Origin of the sequence: Pseudoclavibacter sp. Z016 (genome assembly GCF_002931215.1) — a bacterium.
Classification (GTDB): Bacteria; Actinomycetota; Actinomycetes; order Actinomycetales; family Microbacteriaceae; genus Pseudoclavibacter.
Genome location: NZ_PSTU01000015.1, coordinates 127,521 through 146,471, shown reverse-complemented (window position 1 = coordinate 146,471; position 18,951 = coordinate 127,521). Strand labels below are relative to the sequence as shown.

Below are 18,951 nucleotides of genomic sequence, written 5' to 3'. Positions count from 1 at the left end.
CCGTGACCGTCTGGGACGACCTGTCCGGTCAAGACGACGCGATAGCGCTGTTCTCCAACGCGGCGAAAGCCTCGAAGCGGGGAGCGATCGACCCGAGTGGCATGACCAACTCCTGGCTCATCACCGGCCCTCCGGGTTCCGGCCGAAGCAACATGGCCTACGCCTTCGCGGCCGCGCTCCTCTGCCCGGACGGCGGATGCGGGGTGTGCCCGTCGTGCGTGCAGGTGCGCGCTCGCTCACATCCCGACCTCACGGCGGTCGTGACCGAGACCGTGCAGCTGGACATCAAGACCGCCCGCGAGCTCGTCGAACGCGCCTCCATGTCCCCCATGACCGGGCGCTACAGGGTCATCATCGTCGAGGACGCCGACCGCATGGTCGCACGCACCTCCAACACCCTCCTCAAGGCGATCGAGGAGCCGCCGGAATCGACCGTCTGGGTGCTCTGCGCTCCGAGCGAGGCCGACCTGCTGCCGACCATCCGCTCGCGAGTGCGCAGCGTGCGCCTGCGCGTCCCCGCGGTTCGAGACGTCGCGGCCCTGCTCGTCCGGCGCGACGGGATCGAGCCCGACACCGCGCTGCGTGCCGCCCGCGAAGCGCAGAGCCACGTCGGCATGGCCAAGCGCCTTGCGACCAGCGAAGACGCCTGGGGGAGGCGCGACGCGTCGCTCGACGGGCTGCTCGACATCCGCACCACCGGCGAGGCCGTTCGCAAGGCGGCGCAGCTCGTCACCATCGCCGACGAAGATGCAACCGCCAACGCCGCCGATCGCGACGAGCACGAGCGCGCCGCGGCATTCCGCTCGCTCGGGCTCACACCGGGACAGGCGGTGCCACGGCAGTTGCGCGGCCAGATCCGCGAGCTCGAGGAGCACCAGAAGCGCCGGGCCAAGCGAGGGCAGGTCGACGCGATCGATCGCATCCTCACCGACTCCGTCTCCCTGCTGCGCGACCTGCTCATGCTGCAGCTCGAGCTGCCCGTCGAGCTCGTCAACGAGCACCGGAGGAGCGAGCTGGAAGCCGCAACGGGCTCCCGCAGCTCCGACGACGTGCTCACCAGCATCGACGCCGTCAGCAAGGCTCGCGCACGACTCGCCGCGAACGTGCCCGTGGCGCTCGTGCTGGAGGCATTCTTGATCAGCTGGACACAGAAGCAGCAGGGAGCATCATGACCAGAACGACCACCCGCGCTCGAGCGACTGCGCGGGGCATCGGCGCCTCGCTCCTCACAGCCGCCGTCATCTTCGCGCTCAGCGGATGCACGCTCATCACGACCCTCTCGGGCCCCGGAACGTCGGGAGACCGCGGGCCGCAGGAAGACGCGCAGCTCGTGCCCTCCGGGCTCGAGCCGAGCATCCAGGCGTACTACGAGCAGGACCTCGACTGGGGCGACTGCGGCAACGGGCGCGAGTGCGCCACCGCAGAAGCTCCCATGAACTGGGGCGACGGGGCGTCCGAGAAGATCGAGCTCGCCATGGTCAAGGTGCCAGCAGCGAGCGGCAACCCCCTCGGCACGATCTTCACGAACCCGGGTGGCCCCGGCGCCTCCGGCATCTCCTTCGTCCGCGACAGCGCCGAGTACGTCTTCACGCCCGAGCTCATGGACGACTTCGACATCGTGGGCTGGGACCCGCGCGGCGTCGGGGAATCGAGCGCCGTCGACTGCCGCGACGACGCAGGCATGGACGAATGGTTCTACGGCGTCGACGAGGAACTCGACGCCGAGACGGCGACCGACCAGCAGATCATCGACGCGGTGACCGCGAACTCCAAGGAGTTCGCCGACGACTGCCTCGAGAACACGGGGGCTCTCCTCGAGTTCGTCGACACGAAGAGCACCGTCAAGGACCTCGACATGATGCGAGCCCTCGTCGGCGACCCGAAGGTCAACTACTTCGGGTTCTCGTATGGCACCGACATCGGCGCGCAGTACATCGACATGTTCCCCGAGACCGTCGGACGCGTCGTGCTCGACGGCGCGACCGACCCCACGCTCTCGACCTTCGAGGTCGTGCTCGCCCAGCAGGGCGCGTTCGGCGAAGCGACCCGCACCTACCTCGAGGACTGCCTGACGACGACCAGCTGCCCATTCACGGGCAGCGTCGACGACGCGATCGCGAAGATCAACGCCCTCATGGCCGAGGCCGACGACACGCTCCCCAACAACGCCGACGGGCGGAAGCTCACCAGCAGCGTCATCGACACCGCCATCAGCTCGGCCCTGTACAACGACCAGAGCTGGCCGTACCTGAGCGAGGCGTTCGCCGCCTACGAGGCCACCGGCGACCCGGCAGGATTCTTCGCGCTCAGCGACTCCTATTACGGGCGCGAGCCCGACGGCACCTACGCGGACAACATGTTCGAGGCGTTCACGGCCATCAACTGCCTCGACTACCCGGTCGAGACCGATCCCGCGAAGATCGCCGACTTCAACCGGCAGATCGCGGAGTCGACCCCCATCGGCATCCCCGGCCCTGAAGCGCTCGGCGACACGACCTGCCAGCAATGGGCGTTCCCATCCACCAACGAGCTCGCGCCCGTCACGGGAGCGGGTGCGGACCCCGTGCTGGTCATCGGCACCACGGGCGACCCGGCCACGCCATACGCGTGGGCGGAGGCAGTGACCGAGCAGCTCGAATCGGCCACGCTCGTCACCTTCGAGGGTGAAGGACACCTCGCCTACACGCAGGGCGACAGCTGCGTCACGGGCGCGGTCGACGCGTACTTCATCGACGGGACGGTGCCCGCAGAGGGCCTCGTCTGCTGACTCCGACACCCCGATGTGCACTTGAGCTGAGTGTGCGTTATGCTTTGGTGTCGAGTTCAGCGCCCCAGGGAGTTGAGCTGCAGGCAGGCCGCCTTAGCTCAGTCGGCAGAGCGATTCACTCGTAATGAATAGGTCGCGAGTTCGATTCTCGCAGGCGGCCCCATCGCCCCTCCGCACTTCGGTGCGGAGGGGCTTTCGTCTTCTCCGGCGGCACCGAGTCGGCCGCGCTCCTCAGCGCGCCTCGCCTACGCTGATGAGATGCTCGAGCGCCGGCACCACCAAGACCCCGACCAGCACCCGCCCCTGGCATTCCCGGGCCTGCGCAGCCCGGTCCATCGGCTCGGCGAGGGGGAGGGGTTCGACTTCTCTCACCGGGTGGCGGTCATGGCGATCGTGAACCGCACCCCCGACTCGTTCTACGACGATGGGGCGACCTTCGCGCTCGAGAGCGCCGTGGATGCGGTGCTCGCCGCCGAACGGGCGGGAGCGGACATCGTGGACATCGGCGGTCAGCCCTTCGCGCCAGGTGAGGAGCTCTCCGAGCAGGACGAGATCAGCCGGGTGGTGCCCGTGATCCGTGCCGTGCGGGAGCGGACCAGCATCCCCATCTCCGCGGAGACCTACCGTGCACGCGTCGCCGAGGCGTGCCTCGAAGCGGGCGCAGGCATCATCAACGACACGAGCGGCCTCCGCGACGAAGACCTCGCGCGGGTCGTCGCGGGCTCGGATGCTCAGCTCGTCATCACGCACAGCGTCGCGGCCCCGCGGGCGGAGCTCGCCCGGCCGCACTACGACGACGTGGTGGGAGAGGTGCGCTCGTTCCTGCAGGCGCGCGCCGAGCGGGCCATCGAGCTGGGGGTCGGGGAGGACCAGCTCATCGTCGACCCGGGGCACGACCTCAACAAGAACACGCTGCACACGCTCGCACTGACACGGCACTTCGACGAGATCTCGTCGCTGGGCTTCCCTTCCCTCGCCGCGGTCTCCAACAAGGACTTCATCGGCGAGAGCCTCGACAGGCCGAAGCGGGAGCGGGTAGCCGGGTCGCTGGCGGCGGCCGTCGCGTGCATCCTGCTCGGCGCTCGCATCGTCCGAATGCACAACGTGCCAGAGGCGGTCGACGCGACCCGCATGACCGAGGCGATCCTCGGCCTCCGTGCGCCCGCGTACACGCGACACAACGTCTAGGGCGCCCCCAAGTTCGCACTCGACTCACCACTGCCGTCCACGTCTGCGTGGCATGCTCTCAGCATGAACGCTCCATCCTCGGCGATCCGCTCGCTGCTCGGTCCTGCGGGTGCCCGTGAGCAGCTCGACGACGAGCAGCTGCTCGCCCACTACGCCTACCCCGCGAACGGGGCGTTCCGGCTGAACTTCGTGGCGAGCGTCGACGGGGCTGCGATGGGCGGCGACGGCAGGTCGGGGAGCCTCGGCACCGCCGCGGACCATCGTGTGTTCGAGCTGCTGCGTCGCCTCGCGGACCTTGTGCTTGTGGGGGCTGGCACCCTTCGCGACGAAGGCTACGTGGGCCTTCGAGTCTCCGAGCCCTCCGTGGCCTGGCGCGAAGAGCGGGGGCGCCCCCCACATCCGACGCTGGGCATCGTCTCGAACCGTCTCGCGCTCGACCCGAAGCACGAGATGTTCGCGGATGCGCCCGTACCGCCCATCGTGGTGACTCCCGTCTCCGATACCGAGCGGCTCGCACCGTTCCGGGAGGTCGCGACCGTGCTCACCGTGCCGGAGCATCCGGAGCGCCCTGGAACCCTCGACGTCACCGAGCTCCGCGCCATGCTGCGCGAGCTGGGCCACACGGAGGTGCTCTGCGAGGGCGGGCCCTCGCTGTTCGGCGAGGTCAACGCTCAGGGCGCGTTCGACGAGCTCTGCCTGACGATCTCGCCGGCGTCGGTTGGTGGGCAGGGTGGACGCATCACGCACTCGGAGACGCTTGCGCAGCACCCGCTCGCCCTTGCCGGTGTCCTGGAGTGCGACGACACGCTGCTGCTCCACTACCTCCGCTCTGCCGGCCTGAGCTGAGGGCTCGAGTCTCCCGCCTGCCCCGCCGAGCGAGCCAGCGGGCAGGAGGCCTCCCCGAATCCTCGGTCAGGCGCGGCGCCCGCATCGCGTGGCTAGACTTGCAGCTTGCCGTGCCGTCGAACGACGACGCGGCCCCTCGTTCCGCCCGGAGGTGACATGGCCAGGTCAGGAAAGTCCCCGCGCTCAGTCGCCAGTCGCCTCCTCGGCTTCGCGCTCGCGGGCGTCCTCGCGCTCGGAGGGGGCTTCGCGGCCGGCGCGGCCGGGTTCGCAGCAGCAGCACCGGCGTTCGCCGGCACGTCCGAGATCCTCCCCGCCAAGTCGCTCGGCGCGGTTCGCGAGGCACCCGTCGAGGCCACCGCCGCCGAGCCGATGCGAACCTGCTCCATCGAGGACGTGGCGAGCGCCGCAGGAGCCCTCGACTTCCACGGCGTGGTCGTCGACTCGCAGAGCGGCGAGGCGATCTACGAGCGCAAGGCGACGGACGCGGTGCCGACGGCATCCGTCATGAAGCTCCTGACCACGACCGCGGCCATGCAGGTGCTCGGCCCGGACTTCCGCATCCCGACACGCGTCTACGCAGGCAGCGAGCCGGGCTCGGTGGTCATCGTGGGAGGTGGGGACGTGACCCTCGCCTCCACCGACACCGGCGCGGGCAGCTACTACTCCGGCGCGACAGCGACGCTCGCCGACCTCGCCGCCCAGACCCGGACGGCCTGGGCGAGCGACCCGAGCCTCTCCGGCACGCCCCTCACCCAGGTGCTCGTCGACAAGTCGGCGTTCAGCGGGCCGGAGTGGCAGCCGTCGTGGTTGCAGGCGGACCGCACCGACGGCTACATCAGCCCGATCTCGGCGCTCATGGTCGACGGCGGACGCCAGAACCCGGCGAGCCTCGTCTCGCCCCGCACGGATGACCCGAGCGGCGCCGCCGCTGGCGCGTTCGCCACGAGGCTCGGAGCCGCGACGGCAGGCGCGAGCGGCACCGTGCCGGAGGGCGCGACGCTGCTCGCGGAGGTCTGGTCGCAGCCGGTCTCAGAACTCGTGCACTACGCCCTCATCGACAGCGACAACAACGTCGCCGAGATGCTCTCGCGGCTCGTCGCGATCGAGCAGGGTGTCGGTACTGACTTCGCCGCCATCCAAGCCTCGACCAGCCAGGCTCTGTCGACCCTCGGCCTCGACGCCGACGGCCTCGTCCTCGCGGACGGCTCCGGTCTGTCCGCCGACAACCGAGTTCCGCCCGAACTCGTCGCCGAGCTGCTGCAAGCCATCTCGCAGCCGGACATCGCCGCGTCCCAGATGCTCGACGACCTGCCCGCATCCGGCCAGACCGGCACCCTCCAGACGAGGCTCACCTCCCTGGGCGTCCCCCCAGGCGCCATCACCGCGAAGACCGGGTGGATCAACGAGGTCTACGGACTCGCCGGCTACATGACCGCCGCGGACGGCAGCAGGCTGACCTTCGCGTTCTTCGTCGTCGGCGCCGTGACGCCCGCCAACCGCGACGCGCTCGACAGCATCGCCGCCCGCGCCTACTCGTGCGGCGCATCCCTCGCCAACTGGTGAGCGACGAGCTGAGCGGGCGCGGATGCGCCTGGCTCATCCAGGAACGCTGCGGCAGACTGGGGGCATGAGCCGCGCACTGCTGATCGTCGACGTCCAGAACGACTTCACCGAGGGTGGGGCCCTCGAGACAGCCGGTGGTGCCGCCGTGGCCGCTGGCATCACCGAGCACCTCGCGGAGCACGGCGAGGACTACGCGGTCGTCGTCGCCTCGCGCGACTGGCACGACGCCGACAGCGACAACGGTGGGCACTTCCACCCGCAGCCCGACTTCGTCGACAGCTGGCCGGAGCACTGCGTGGCCGGCACGCCGGGCGCCGACTACCACCCCGCGCTCGACACGAAGCTCGTCGATCTCCACATCTTCAAGGGGCAGGGCTCGCCGTCCTACTCGGCTTTCGACGGTGCCACCGCCGAGGGCGAGCCGCTCGCCGAGGCGCTGCGCGCTCGCGGCGTCGACCACCTCGACGTCGTGGGCATCGCGACCGACCACTGCGTGCGGGCATCCGCGCTCGACGCCCACCGGGAGGGGTTCACGGTGCGTGTCGTCGACGGCCTCACCTCAGCCGTGGCCGCAGCGTCCCGCGCGGCGGCTCTCGACGAGCTGCGTGCCGCCGGCGTCACCGTCGAGTAGCGCTCCTGCCCGCGCGCGGGCCAGCTGGCCGGCTCAGCTGGGGAGGAGCAGCTGGTGCTGTGCGAGCTCCCGGTAGAGGGGGACCGTGTCGACGAGCTCGAGGTGCTTGCCGCGGCCGAGCACCTGACCGTGCTCGAGGACCACGATCTCGTCGCTGTCCACGACCGTCGACAGGCGGTGGGCGATGACGATGACGCTTCGACCCTCCGAGACCTTGTCCAGGGCGTCGCGCATGAGCCGCTCGTTGGCACCGTCGAGGGCTGACGTCGACTCGTCGAGCAGCAGGATGGGCGGGGCCGAGAGCAGGGCGCGGGCGATCGCGAGGCGCTGGCGCTCGCCGCCGGAGAGCATGACGCCGGACTCGCCGACCTGGGTGTCGAGCCGGTCGTCGCTGCGGTCGAGGACGTCCCCGAGGTTCACCTCGCGGAGTACCTCCTCGCAGGCGACGTCGTCGGCGTCCGGTCGGCCGAGGAGGAGGTTCTCGCGCAGGCTTCCGGCGAGCACGGGCGCGTCCTGCTGCACGTAGCCGAGCTGTGCGCGCAGCTGCTGCCGGTCGATGGAGCGGAGGTCCACGCCGCCGAGGCGGATACTGCCACCCGTGGGGTCGTAGAAGCGCTCGAGCAGGGCAAGGGCCGTCGACTTGCCCGAGCCGGAGGGGCCGACGAGGGCGAGGCGCTCGCCGCGGCGCAGCGCGAAGCTGACGCCGTCGAGCACCAGCGGCGCCTCGACGCGCGCCTGAGCCCCGTCCTCCGCGAAGAGTCGAGCGTCGGGGTCGGACGCGGCCCCCGTCATGGCCGCTGCCATGCCGCCGCGCGACGACTCTCGGCGGATCGTCTCGAGCCGCGCGGCTGCCCGCTCGCGAGCTGCCCGCGCGCGCACGACGTCCTCCGGGTAGTGGAAGGTGACGTCCTCGAACTCCACGGCGGGCGCGTCCGGTGCCCCGCGCTCGTTGGCCGGACCCTCGAGGACGACCAGCGCCGCCTCGTCGCGGTCGCCTGCCCCCTCTTCGGGGATCGCGATGATCTCCTCGATGCGCCCGAGCGCGCCGAGGGCGGTGTTCACCGCGGTGAGGGCGCCGAAGAAGAGGCCGAGCGGCATGATCATCATGAACAGGAACATGATGAAGGCGATGAGGTTCGCGATGCTCAGCTCGCCTGCCGCCACGCGCAGGCCGCCGACGCCGAGCACCGCGATGAGCGCGCCCTGCATGGCGAAGCCCGCGACGGGCACGATGAACGCGGAGATGCGGGCCACGTCGAGGCCACGCTGGTAGGCGCCGACCGCGTCGGTGTCGACGAGGCGCTCCTCGCGTTCGGTCGCGCCGAACGCCCGCACGGTCCTGACCGAGGAGATGGCGCGTTCGACGGAGGCGGTGAGGTCGCCCACCTTCTGCTGGGCCGCGGCGCTGGCCTCGCGGATGCGCATCGACATGCCCACGACAAGCAGCAGGGCCACGACGACGACGGCGAAGGTGATGAGGAACAGGACGCCATCGAGCACGATCATCGCGACGACGGCACCGATGAAGGTGAGGGCGCCGCCGATGGCTTCGACGAGTCCCTGCGTGAGCACGGCCCGGAGCATGGTGGTGTCGCTGCCCACGCGGGAGACGAGGTCGCCCGTCCTACGGGCGTCGAACTCGGCGACCGGCAGCCGCAGGAGCTTCGCGACGAGGCGGCGTCGCGTGTTGAGCACGATCGACTCGCCCGTGCGCTGCAGGAGGAAGTGCTGGACCCCGTTGGCGATAGCGCCGATGACCACGGCGCCCACGAGCACCCACACGACCCAGGCGGCGATGGTGCCGACCTCGACCTGGTCGATGAGCACGTTCACGAGCAGCGGCTGGGCGAGGCTCAACGCCGAGCTGAGCACGCTGATGGCGATGATGCCCGCCAGCAGCGGCTTGTTGACGAGGAGGTGCGGGAGGAGCTGCTTGAAGGTCGCCCTCGGTGCGCCCGACGCCTCACGAGCCGGTCGCCCGGGGAATCCCCTGCGCTTCTTCTGCGCCGTCTCCCCGCTGCCAACTGCTCCTGCATCCACTGGCTTGTCGCCCAAACTCCTGGCCTTTCGCCCGCAGCGCGCCGAGATGCGCGCACGCCGATGGCGCGCAGTCGTGTGCGCGCACCCGCCAAGGGTACCCGCCCCGACCTGGGGCATCCGCCCCTCCCGGCCCGCTGGGCAGGCAGACGACAAGGGGCCGTGCATCCGCAGTGGATGCACGGCCCCCGTCGATGAGGCGCGGCGACTACTTCGTGTTGGTCACGTATGCGATGTCGCGGGTCTCCTTGGAGATCAGCAGCGCCACGAAGGTGAGGACCGCGGCGCCGGCGAGGTACACGCCGACCCAGAACGGGCTGCCGTCGCCGAACGCCCAGAGCGCGATGAAGACGGTCGGCGCGAAGCCGGCGCCGAAGACGCTCGAGAGGTTGTAGGCGATGGCGCTTCCGGTGTAGCGCACGTTGGCGGGGAAGAGCTCCGGGAGGACGGCGCTCATGGGGCCGAAGGTGAGGCCCATGAGCGTCATGCCGATGACGAGCATCCCCTGCGTGCCGATGAATCCGCCAGCGAGCAGCGGCGTCATGGCGAAGCCGAAGATGAAGATCGCGCCGGTGGTCCAGAGCAGCATCTTGCGGCGGCCGTACTTCTCGGCGAGCGGGCCGGAGACGAGCGTGAAGATGCCGAAGAAGACGACGGAGACGATGAGCATGATGAGGAACTGCTCGCGCATGTACCCGAGACCTGGAACCCAGGCGGACCGGTCGAACGCCTCACCGGCGGCTTCCGCCTTCGCGGCAGCCTGCTCGGTCGTGGCCTTCGTGCCGAAGGACAGCGTGAACGCGGTCATCATGTAGAAGAGCACGTAGGTGGCGAGCATGATGAACGTGCCCAGGATGATCTGGCGCCAGCTGGTCTTGAACGCTGCGAACAGCGGAACCTTGGAGACCTCGCCTGCGGCGACGACCTTCTCGAACGCGGGCGTCTCGAGGAGGCTGATGCGCACCCAGAGGCCGACGATGACGAGGATGGCGCTGAGGAGGAACGGCACTCGCCAGCCCCAGGCGAAGAACGTCTCGTCGCTCATGAAGTGGGAGAGCAGCACGAAGAGCAGGTTGCCGAGGATGAAGCCGATGGGGGCGCCGAGCTGCGGGAAGGTGCCGTAGATGGCGCGCTTGTTCGCCGGGGCGTTCTCCGTGGCGAGGAGGGCCGCGCCGCTCCACTCGCCGCCGAGGCCGAGGCCCTGGCAGAAGCGCATGATGACGAGCAGCGTCGGCGCGAGGATCTCCCAGCCGGGCGTGAGCGCCGTCGGGAGGAGCCCGATCGCGAAGGTGGCGATACCCATCGTGAGGAGCGTCGCGACGAGGGTGCCCTTGCGGCCGATGCGGTCGCCGAAGTGGCCGAAGAGGATCGACCCGATGGGGCGAGCGATGAAGGCGACGCCGAAGACGGCGAACGAGGCGAGGAGTGCCGTCGTCTCGTTGTCGTTCGGGAAGAAGAGGGCCGGGAAGACGAGGCTCGCGGCGGTCGCGTAGATGTAGAAGTCGTAGAACTCGATCGAGGTTCCGACGAGGCTCGCGGTGAGGACCTTGCCGCGGGAGTTCTTGACCTCGAACTCCTCGACGGACGCTCCGGTCTTGGTCTTGCTGGGGGATGACACGTTGCTCCTGAGACAGCTGGCTCGCTGGTGAGTCGCGGTTTCGGTGCGGGTTGCGCGGTGCTTGAGCTCAGAGCAGCGGTGGGTGGAACGCGTCGGACCGTGCGGATGCGAGGTGGATTGACGCGTGCTCGGTCGGATGCTTGTGGCTTCCGGCCGAGACGAGGTTACACGTCATTCGTCGCTTTCGCTGGCCCACTACCCAATCGTGGGCCGCATGAGGTATGCGGTTCCGGCTGTGCTCAGCTGGCGGCGTCGTCGTTCGGCAGCTGGGGAAGCTCGCTCATGATGTGACCCATGCGCTGGACCTTGGTGGTCAGGTAGGCGAGGTTCGCGTCTTCACGCCCCACCTCGAGGGGCACGCGCTCCTCGACCGTGATGCCGTGCGCTTCGAGGGCCTCGGCCTTGGCCGGGTTGTTCGTGAGCAGGCGGATGCGGGAGATCTGGAGGTCGTCGAGCATCCGGGCGGCTGCCGTGTAGGCACGGCTGTCGGCGGGGAGGCCAAGCGCGAGGTTCGCATCCACCGTGTCGAGCCCCTGTTCCTGCAGGGCGTAGGCGCGGAGCTTGTTGAGGAGTCCGATGCCGCGGCCCTCGTGGCCGCGGAGGTACAGCACGATGCCGCCGTCGCGACCGATCGCCTCGAGGGAGGCGTCGAGCTGCGGCCCGCACTCGCACTTCAGCGAGCCGAAGGCCTCACCCGTGAGGCACTCGGAGTGAACGCGCACGATGGCGCCGTTCTCGGGCTCACCGGAGATGATCGCGAGGTGCAGCTGCCCGTCGGCGTCGTCGGTGTACGCGCGGAAGCGCAGGACCCCGTGGCGCGTGGGGATCGAGGTCTCGGCCTCGAAGGTGACGGAGGAGGTGGGTGCGTCGCTCATGGAATCGCCTTCGCTCAACGACCGGTCAGGCGCGAGAGCGCGCCGAGTCGGTAGCCGAGGCCCCAGGCGAACACGCGCCAGACGGCCTCGACGATGATGTCGCTCGACATCTTGGATGCGCCTTCCTGGCGTTCGACGAACGTGATGGGCACTTCGCTCACGCGAATGCCGGAGCGTTCGAAGAGCCAGGCCATCTCGATCTGGAAGCAGTAGCCGGCGCTCTTGATGCGGCCGAGGTCGAAGCCCTGGAGGAGGTCGACGCGGTAGCCGCGGTAGCCGGCGGTGATGTCGCGGATCTTGCTCTGCAGCAGCACGCGGGCGTAGATGGACGCGCCGCGGGAGAGGATCTGGCGCTGGAGGGGCCAGTTCTCGGTGCGCCCGCCGGGCATCCAGCGGGTTCCGATGACAAGGCCTGCGCCAGCATCGAGCGCGTCGATCATCTCCGGCAGTCGCTCGGGCGGGTGCGAGCCGTCGGCGTCGAACTCGAAGACGTAGGTGTAGCCGCGCTCGGCTGCGAGCGCGAAGCCCTCGAGGTAGGCGGTGCCGAGACCGAGCTTGCCGGCGCGGTGCAGCACGGTGACGCGCTCGTCGGCCGCGGCCATCTCGTCGGCCATGTCGCCGGTGCCGTCTGGGCTGTTGTCGTCGACGACCAGCACGTGGATACGCGAGTCCGCCCCGAGAACACGGTCCACGATGGAGCGGACGTTTTCGCGTTCGTTGTAGGTGGGGATGATGACGAGCGTTTCGGGCATTGCGTCATCCTAGCGCGGAGATTCGGCAGAAATGGTGCGATCAGCTGGGGTGTGGGAAGTGCCCAGCTCGCCTCTCAGGGAACTGGCGAGGTCAGCGTCTCGGCTTGGGGAAGCCGACGCGGGCGTAGACCTCGTCGAGCGTCGTGAGGGCGAGTTCGCTTGCCCGCTCTGCGCCGCGCTCCAGGATGCGGTCGAGCTCGGCGGGGTCGGCCAGGAGCTCGTTGGTGCGTTCGCGGATGGGAGCGAACGTCGACTCGACGAGCTCGGCGAGGCCCTTCTTGAGGTCGCCGTAGCCGCCGCCCGCATACTGCGCCGTGATCTCGTCGATCGACGACCCTGAGAGGACGGAGGCGATGGTGAGGAGGTTCGACACTCCTGGCTTGGTCTCGCGGTCGAAGCGGATCTCGCCGTCGGCGTCGGTCACCGCGCGCATGATCTTCTTGCGCGTGACCTTCTCGTCGTCGAGCAGGCGGAGGAGGCCAGCGTCCGACTCCGCCGATTTCGACATCTTGGCGGTTGGGTTCTGCAGGTCGTAGACCTTCGCGGTCTCCTTCATGATGTGCGGTTCCGGCACGACGAAGGTGTCGCCGAAGCGCGAGTTGAACCGCTCGGCGAGGTTGCGGGTGAGCTCGATGTGCTGGCGCTGGTCTTCGCCGACGGGCACGGACGCGGCCTGGTAGAGCAGGATGTCTGCGGCCATGAGCACGGGGTAGGTGAAGAGGCCGACGGTCGTCGTGTCTGCGCCGTACCGCTGCGACTTGTCCTTGAACTGCGTCATGCGGCTGGCCTCGCCGAAGCCCGTGATGGTGGACAGCACCCACTGCAGCTGCGCGTGCGCGGGCACCGCCGACTGCACGAAGAGGATCGACTTCTCGGGGTCGATGCCCGCCGCGATGTACTGCGCAGCCGTCACCCGGGTGCGCTCGCGCAGCGAGCTCGGTTCGAAGGGCACGGTGATGGCGTGCTGGTCGACGACGCAGTAGATGGCCGTGAAGTCCTCCTGCATGGGCACCCAGTTGCTGAGCGCGCCGATGAAGTTGCCGAGGTGGAGCGAGTCGGCGGAGGGCTGCATGCCGGAGAAGAGCACTGGCTTGGTCATCAGGAGATCCTCGAGGTCGTGCGGTTGGTCGTGCGAGTGGGGTGGGCCGGTGCGGGCGGATGCGGGGCGACGACCCCGGAGGTCAGAACGTGTAGTCGACGACGACGGGCGCGTGGTCCGACCAGCGGGTGTCGTAGCTGGCGGCGCGGTCGACGGCGTAGGAGACGGCGCGCTTGGCGAGCTCGGGGGTCGCGACCTGGTAGTCGATGCGCCATCCGGTGTCGTTGTCGAACGCCTGGCCTCGCTGCGACCACCACGTGTATGGGCCTTCGACCTCGCCGGTGAGCGCGCGGCCCACGTCGACGTAGCCGAGCCCGTTGCCGGTGCTGCCGTCTGCGCCTTCGACGCTCGCGCCGTGCTCGCCGAAGATGCGGTCGAAGTAGGCGCGCTCGCGGGGGAGGAAGCCGGCCCGCTTCACGTTGCCCTTCCAGTTCTTGATGTCGAGCTTCGTGTGGCCGACGTTGAGGTCGCCGACGATCAGCGAGTGGGCGCTGTGGGCCTGCAGCTCGGGGAGCCTCGCGCTCATGGCGTCGAGGAACTTCCACTTCTCGTCCTGCTTCGGGGTGTCTGCCTCGCCGGAGTTGACGTAGCAGCTCACGACCGTGAGCGGGGTGCCGTCGATGTCGAAGTCGGCTTCGAGCCAGCGGCCCGCCGAGTCGAAGTCGTCCGGGCCGAGCTCGGTGCGGACGGCGCTGATCGGGATTCGGGAGGCGATGGCGACGCCGGCGCGACCCTTCGCGGTCGCCAGGTGGTCGTGCAGGTCCCAATCGGACGTGTCGATGAGCTTGTGCAGCTCTTCCGTGGGGGCGCGAACCTCCTGCAGTGCCAGGATGTCGACCTCGCGTTCGGCGAGCCACTCGCCCATGCCCTTCTTGTAGGCGGCACGGACTCCGTTGACGTTCACTGACGCGATGCGAATGGTTCTTGGCATGCGCTCGAGTCTAGACGGGACCACCGACACGGGCACTCGGCGTCGCCGGTCGCCTGTCCCCTGGCGCCCCTCAACTGGGGCGCGTCGTCTAGACGCGTCCGCCTTGGAAGCGGCGTCGCTGCGCCTCGGCTTCGATCCTGCGCTGCTCACGCAGGAGAGCCCGGTACTCGGCCATGGCCTTCCACCGGAAGAACCGAGGTGCCGCGTTGAGTCGCTCCCGAGACTCGATCACCTGGGTCGCGATCTTCTCGCGCTCGGCACGGAGGATCGTGTCGGACGATTCCTCGCGGGCCTCCTTGGCGGTGAGGAGCCTCGGGGAGGCACCGATGTCATCCATCGTCACCTTGACCCACGCCGCGGTGAGCAGGAGCACGGTGCAGAGCAGGTTGAGGAAGATCATGAGGCCGAGGAGCACGGCGAAGGACGCGACGAGCGGATTGCTCGTGGCGCCGCCGATGAGGGCCGTCGAGACCTGCTTCAGGATGCCGATGATGATCGCCCCGAGGAAGGCGGCGAAGAACAGCGAGCGCGTGGGGATGCGCAGGCCCGCGAGGATGCGCAGGATGCCGGCTAGGACGACGGTGTCGAACGCGAGGAGGATGAGGATCGTCACGATCCGGATGACGACGAGCGCGAACCCGCTCGACTCGTCGATGCCGACCGTCTCGAGCAGCGACGAGAGGAAGGTCGAGGAGAGCACCGTGAGCGCGGTCGAGATCGCAAGGGCCACGGCGAACGCGAGGAGGAAGCCGAGGTCGATGAGCTTCTGGACGACGAAGCTCCGCTTGGTCGCGACGGGGACGTCGAAGATCGTCCGGATGCCCGTGCGCGCCTGTCCGAGCCAGCCGAGCGCGGTGCCGAGGGTACCGATGAGGGCGATGGCACTCGCCCAGCCGAAGGCTCCCGTGCTCTCGAGGAGGCTCGGGTCGATCGCACCCTGCTCGCCGATGAGCCCGGGCAGGGATGAGTTGAGCACTCCGATGAGCCCGTCGCGGAGCTCGGTGTTCGTCGCAAGGAAGATGCCGGCGACAGAAAAGAGTAGCCAGATGCCCGCGAAGATGGAGAAGATAGCGGAGTAGGCCATGCCGCCGGCCAGCACCGAAGCACTTCTCGCCCCGAAATGGGCGAAGACTCGGGCGGGGCGGGTAGCTTGGGCCCAGGCGACCAGTGCTTGCATGCGCTCGCCGAACGGCGCCTCCGGGGGGAACTTCGGAAACGGCGGCGCGAAAGTGGAACTGCGCGAACTCTTGGTTGAGTCTTGCTCGGTCACGGTCGAAGCCTACGTTGCTGTGCCGATACGCTGTCTGAGTTACCAGCACGAAGGAGTTGCTATGAAATACACGGGGTTTGGCGTCGGGACCGGCGTCGCTTTCGGTGAAGTCCTGCGCATGCCTGATCCGCTCCCCGAACCGGCCGACGAGCGCGCCACCGGCGACGCCGCGACCGAGTACGAGCGTGCGATCGCCGCACTCCGTGAGACCGGCGAGGCGCTGACCGCTCGAGCAGCGACCGTCGACGGCGCGGCGAAGAACGTGCTGGAGTCGCAGGCCATGATGGCTGCCGACCCGTCGCTCGCCGACAGCATCAAGGCGGCCACCGAGGGTGGCAAGACCGCCGAGCGTGCCGTCTTCGAGTCCTTCTCCTCGTTCGCCGAGATGCTCAAGAGCCTCGGCGGCTACCTGGCAGAGCGCGCCACCGACCTGGGTGACGTCTCGCAGCGCGTCATCGCCCTGCTCCGCGGCGTTCCTGCACCCGAGGTGCCGTCGAGCGACACCCCGTTCATCCTGGTCGCGCACGACCTCGCGCCCGCCGACACAGCCAAGCTCGACCTGTCGAAGGTGCTCGCGCTGGTCACCCGTGACGGCAGCCCGAAGGCGCACACCGGCATCCTGGCGGCCGAGAAGGGCCTCCCCGCGGTCGTCGCGGTCAAGGAGGCCGACAGCCTCCGCGACGGCGAGACCATCGTCGTGGACGCGGCCAAGGGCCAGGTCATCACCGAGCCGTCCGCCGAGCGCATCGCGGAGGCCCAGGCCGAGATCGACCGCGTCGCGGCGATGAAGGCCGCTCCGGTCGAGCCTGGCGAGCTCGCCGACGGCACGCCCGTGCAGATCCTCGCGAACATCGGCAAGCCCGTGGATGCGGAGCGCGCGGCAGCGCTTGGCGCCGAGGGTGTCGGCCTGTTCCGCACCGAGTTCCTCTTCCTCGACAGCGACACGGCCCCGTCGGTGGAGAAGCAGACCGCCGACTACACGGCGGCGCTCGCCCACTTCCCCGGCAAGAAGGTCGTCGTGCGCGTGCTCGACGCCGGTGCCGACAAGCCCCTCGCGTTCCTCACCGAGGCCGACGAGCCCAACCCGGCACTTGGCCTTCGCGGCATCCGCGTCCTCATGAAGAAGGAGCAGATCCTCCGCGACCAGCTCCAGGCGCTTGCCAACGCGCAGGCCGCGACCGAGGCGAAGGTCTGGGTCATGGCTCCCATGGTCTCCGACGCGCACGAGAGCGAGCACTTCACGGCGCTGGCTCGCGAGTACGGCCTCATGACGGCTGGCAGCATGATCGAGGTTCCCTCGGCTGCGCTCCTGGCCGAGCAGATCCTGGAGACGAGCGACTTCGTCTCCGTGGGCACCAACGACCTCACGCAGTACACGCTCGCGGCCGACCGTCTCCTCGGCAGCGTCGCGGCGTTCCAGGACCCGTGGCACCCTGCCGTGCTGCGCCTCATCGAGCGCATCGGCGAGGCGGGCGAGCACCACCAGAAGAACGTGGGTGTGTGCGGCGAGGCCGCGGCCGACCCGAACCTGGCGATCGTGCTCGTGGGTCTCGGCGTTCGCTCGCTCTCCATGGCTCCTCCCGCGTTCGTCGAGGTCCGCGCCGCGCTCAAGCGCGTCACTCTCGAGCAGGCGAAGGAGATCGCGCACCTCGCGATCTTCGCGAAGTCGGCCGAGGGTGCGAAGGGGCGCGTCGTCGACGCACTCGCGACGCGTGGTGTCATCACGACGGCCGTGCCGGTCGTCGAGGCGTAGGCCTCACTCTGCAAGCGCTGCCGGCTCACCGGCGGGCGTCGCAGGTGTCGAGCGGGGCGCATCCGGATTCTTCCGGATGCGCCCCGCTTCTGCGTGCGCGGGGTTCCGCATCCGACGGCTCGGCGCTATAGTTGTACACAATCTAATAACGACGGAGCGTGCATGCCTGATCCCGGCCCCGTGGCCGCTCTCGAACGCGTCACGGTGCGATACGGGGCGGGTGCGCCAGCGCTCGACGGCATCGACCTGCAGATCCGACGGGGCGAGATCCTCGGCATCGTGGGGGAGTCCGGCGCCGGGAAGTCGACGCTGCTGCGGCTCCTCGATGCCGACGAGACGCCGAGCGAGGGGACGGTGCTCATCGAGGGCGCCGACCCGTCTGCGATGCGCGAGCGCGAGCGTCGTGGCCTTCGCCGCCGAATCGGGATGGTCTTCCAGAGCTTCAACCTGCTCGCGAACCGGACGGCGCGGCAGAACGTCGAGCTCCCGCTGCGGCTCCAGCGGCGCAAGGATCCGGCGTTCGTCGACGAGCTGCTCGACTACGTGGGTCTCGGCGATCGCGGCGGCGACTACCCGGCTCAGCTCTCGGGCGGGCAGAAGCAGCGCGTCGCCATCGCACGCGCGCTCGTGACGCGGCCGCCGCTGCTGCTCTGCGACGAGCCGACCTCGGCGCTCGACGAGCGGACGACCAGCGACATCCTGCGGCTGCTCGCCTCGACGCGCGAGGATTTCGGCACGACCATCGCGCTCGTCACCCACGAGCTCGCCGCAGTCAAGGCCATCTGCGACCGGGCCGCGATCCTCGACCGGGGCCGCCTGCAGGGCATCGTCTCGGTCGAGCACAGCGCGCGCGACGACCGCGGCTCCTACGCCGAGCACGCGAAGCGGATGCTCGAGTCGTGATGGAGCTCATCGACAGCATCGTCTCCTCCCTGACCGGCAACGCCGACGCGATCGGCCAGGCCCTCGCCGAGACCGGGTACATGCTCGTGTTCTCGCTCGCGGCGGCGGTTGTGCTCGGGCTACCGCTCGGCGTCCTCATCTACCTGACGCGGCCGGGTGGGGTGCGCGAGCATCGTGGTCTGTGGCGGATCGCCAACCTCTACGTCACCGTCGTCCGGTCGTTCCCCTTCCTGCTGTTCGTGGTGTTCCTCATCCCGCTCACGCGCCTCGTGTTCGGCACGACGTTCGGCACGCAGGCGGCGACGTTCCCGCTGTGCTTCGTGGGCGTCGCGATCTACGCGCGCCTCGTCGAGCAGATCCTGCTGGAGGTGCCCTCCGGTGTGATCCACGCCGCCAGGTCCATGGGCGCCGATACCGGGCAGATCATCACCCGCTTCCTGTTCGTGGAGGCGCGCAGCGGGCTCGTCTACGCGCTCACCTCGGCCGCCATCAGCCTGCTCTCGTACTCGACGGTGCTCGGTGTCGTCGGGGGCGGAGGGCTCGGCGACTTCGCCCTGCGCTACGGGTACCAGGAGTACGACTACCCGCTCATGTACACGACCATCGTCATCGTCATCGTCTGCGTGCAGCTCCTCCAGACCGGGGGCCACCGGCTCTCGGTCGCCCTCGACCGCCGCTGACTCCCGTCGGACGACGCCCATCCGCCTCCTGTACGACC

Annotated in this window: 16 protein-coding genes and 1 tRNA gene; 10 read left to right on the top strand and 7 right to left on the bottom strand. The window is 69.4% G+C overall.

Going from position 1 to position 18,951, the window contains the following annotated elements:
- Positions 1–2: 2 nt before the first annotated feature.
- The 7 genes from C5B99_RS14095 to C5B99_RS14065 all read left to right on the top strand — a co-directional run bounded on the left by C5B99_RS14095 (position 3) and on the right by C5B99_RS14065 (position 6,995).
- A complete protein-coding gene (locus C5B99_RS14095) occupies positions 3–1,172 on the top strand; it encodes a DNA polymerase III subunit delta' (RefSeq protein ID WP_104243154.1) in 1,170 nt (389 codons plus the stop codon).
- A complete protein-coding gene (locus C5B99_RS14090) occupies positions 1,169–2,767 on the top strand; it encodes an alpha/beta hydrolase (protein ID WP_104243152.1) in 1,599 nt (532 codons plus the stop codon). The genes C5B99_RS14095 and C5B99_RS14090 overlap by 4 nt, the downstream gene beginning before the upstream one ends.
- 87 nt (positions 2,768–2,854) lie before the next feature.
- Positions 2,855–2,930, top strand: a tRNA-Thr gene (locus C5B99_RS14085).
- A 95-nt stretch (positions 2,931–3,025) separates the two neighbouring features.
- Positions 3,026–3,955, top strand: a complete 930-nt coding sequence (folP, locus tag C5B99_RS14080) for a dihydropteroate synthase (RefSeq protein WP_104243150.1) — start codon at positions 3,026–3,028, stop codon at positions 3,953–3,955.
- Between the two features lie 63 nt (positions 3,956–4,018).
- On the top strand, positions 4,019–4,801 hold the full coding sequence (locus C5B99_RS14075) for a dihydrofolate reductase family protein (RefSeq protein ID WP_104243148.1): 783 nt from the start codon (positions 4,019–4,021) through the stop codon (positions 4,799–4,801).
- Between the two features lie 156 nt (positions 4,802–4,957).
- Positions 4,958–6,364 (top strand): D-alanyl-D-alanine carboxypeptidase/D-alanyl-D-alanine-endopeptidase, encoded by a 1,407-nt coding sequence (dacB, locus tag C5B99_RS14070; RefSeq protein ID WP_104243146.1) that lies wholly within the window; start codon positions 4,958–4,960, stop codon positions 6,362–6,364.
- 64 nt (positions 6,365–6,428) lie between these two features.
- Complete coding sequence (locus tag C5B99_RS14065; protein WP_104243144.1) at positions 6,429–6,995, top strand: isochorismatase family protein; 567 nt, start codon at positions 6,429–6,431, stop codon at positions 6,993–6,995.
- A gap of 33 nt (positions 6,996–7,028) precedes the next feature.
- Here the strand turns inward: C5B99_RS14065 and C5B99_RS14060 are convergent, their stop codons facing one another.
- The 7 genes from C5B99_RS14060 to C5B99_RS14030 form a co-directional block, all read right to left on the bottom strand.
- The gene (locus C5B99_RS14060; RefSeq protein WP_258063372.1) at positions 7,029–9,050 is read right to left on the bottom strand and encodes an ABC transporter ATP-binding protein; all 2,022 of its coding nucleotides are present in this window, start codon (positions 9,048–9,050) and stop codon (positions 7,029–7,031) included.
- 190 nt (positions 9,051–9,240) lie between these two features.
- A complete protein-coding gene (locus C5B99_RS14055; protein ID WP_104243140.1) occupies positions 9,241–10,650 on the bottom strand; it encodes an MFS transporter in 1,410 nt (469 codons plus the stop codon).
- Between the two features lie 239 nt (positions 10,651–10,889).
- Positions 10,890–11,525: a GTP cyclohydrolase II gene (ribA, locus tag C5B99_RS14050; protein WP_104243138.1), complete on the bottom strand. Its 636-nt coding sequence runs from the start codon at positions 11,523–11,525 to the stop codon at positions 10,890–10,892.
- Positions 11,526–11,539: 14 nt separating this feature from the next.
- Positions 11,540–12,277 carry a polyprenol monophosphomannose synthase gene (locus C5B99_RS14045; protein WP_104243135.1) on the bottom strand — a complete coding sequence of 246 codons (738 nt, stop codon included), beginning with the start codon at positions 12,275–12,277 and terminating at the stop codon, positions 11,540–11,542.
- 91 nt (positions 12,278–12,368) lie between these two features.
- Positions 12,369–13,376, bottom strand: a complete 1,008-nt coding sequence (gene trpS / locus C5B99_RS14040) for a tryptophan--tRNA ligase (RefSeq protein ID WP_181059507.1) — start codon at positions 13,374–13,376, stop codon at positions 12,369–12,371.
- A gap of 82 nt (positions 13,377–13,458) precedes the next feature.
- A complete protein-coding gene (locus tag C5B99_RS14035; RefSeq protein ID WP_104243131.1) occupies positions 13,459–14,307 on the bottom strand; it encodes an exodeoxyribonuclease III in 849 nt (282 codons plus the stop codon).
- A gap of 88 nt (positions 14,308–14,395) precedes the next feature.
- Entirely contained in the window at positions 14,396–15,484 is a 1,089-nt protein-coding gene (locus tag C5B99_RS14030; RefSeq protein ID WP_104243129.1) for a YihY/virulence factor BrkB family protein, read from the bottom strand.
- Between the two features lie 154 nt (positions 15,485–15,638).
- Between C5B99_RS14030 and ptsP the strand changes: the two genes are divergently transcribed.
- The 3 genes from ptsP to C5B99_RS14015 all read left to right on the top strand — a co-directional run bounded on the left by ptsP (position 15,639) and on the right by C5B99_RS14015 (position 18,913).
- Positions 15,639–17,330 (top strand): phosphoenolpyruvate--protein phosphotransferase, encoded by a 1,692-nt coding sequence (gene ptsP, locus C5B99_RS14025; RefSeq protein ID WP_104243127.1) that lies wholly within the window; start codon positions 15,639–15,641, stop codon positions 17,328–17,330.
- Positions 17,331–17,492: 162 nt separating this feature from the next.
- The gene (locus C5B99_RS14020; RefSeq protein ID WP_104243125.1) at positions 17,493–18,233 is read left to right on the top strand and encodes a methionine ABC transporter ATP-binding protein; all 741 of its coding nucleotides are present in this window, start codon (positions 17,493–17,495) and stop codon (positions 18,231–18,233) included.
- Entirely contained in the window at positions 18,233–18,913 is a 681-nt protein-coding gene (locus C5B99_RS14015; protein ID WP_104243123.1) for a methionine ABC transporter permease, read from the top strand. Before C5B99_RS14020 ends, C5B99_RS14015 begins: the two co-directional genes overlap by 1 nt.
- The last annotated feature ends 38 nt before the right edge of the window (positions 18,914–18,951 follow it).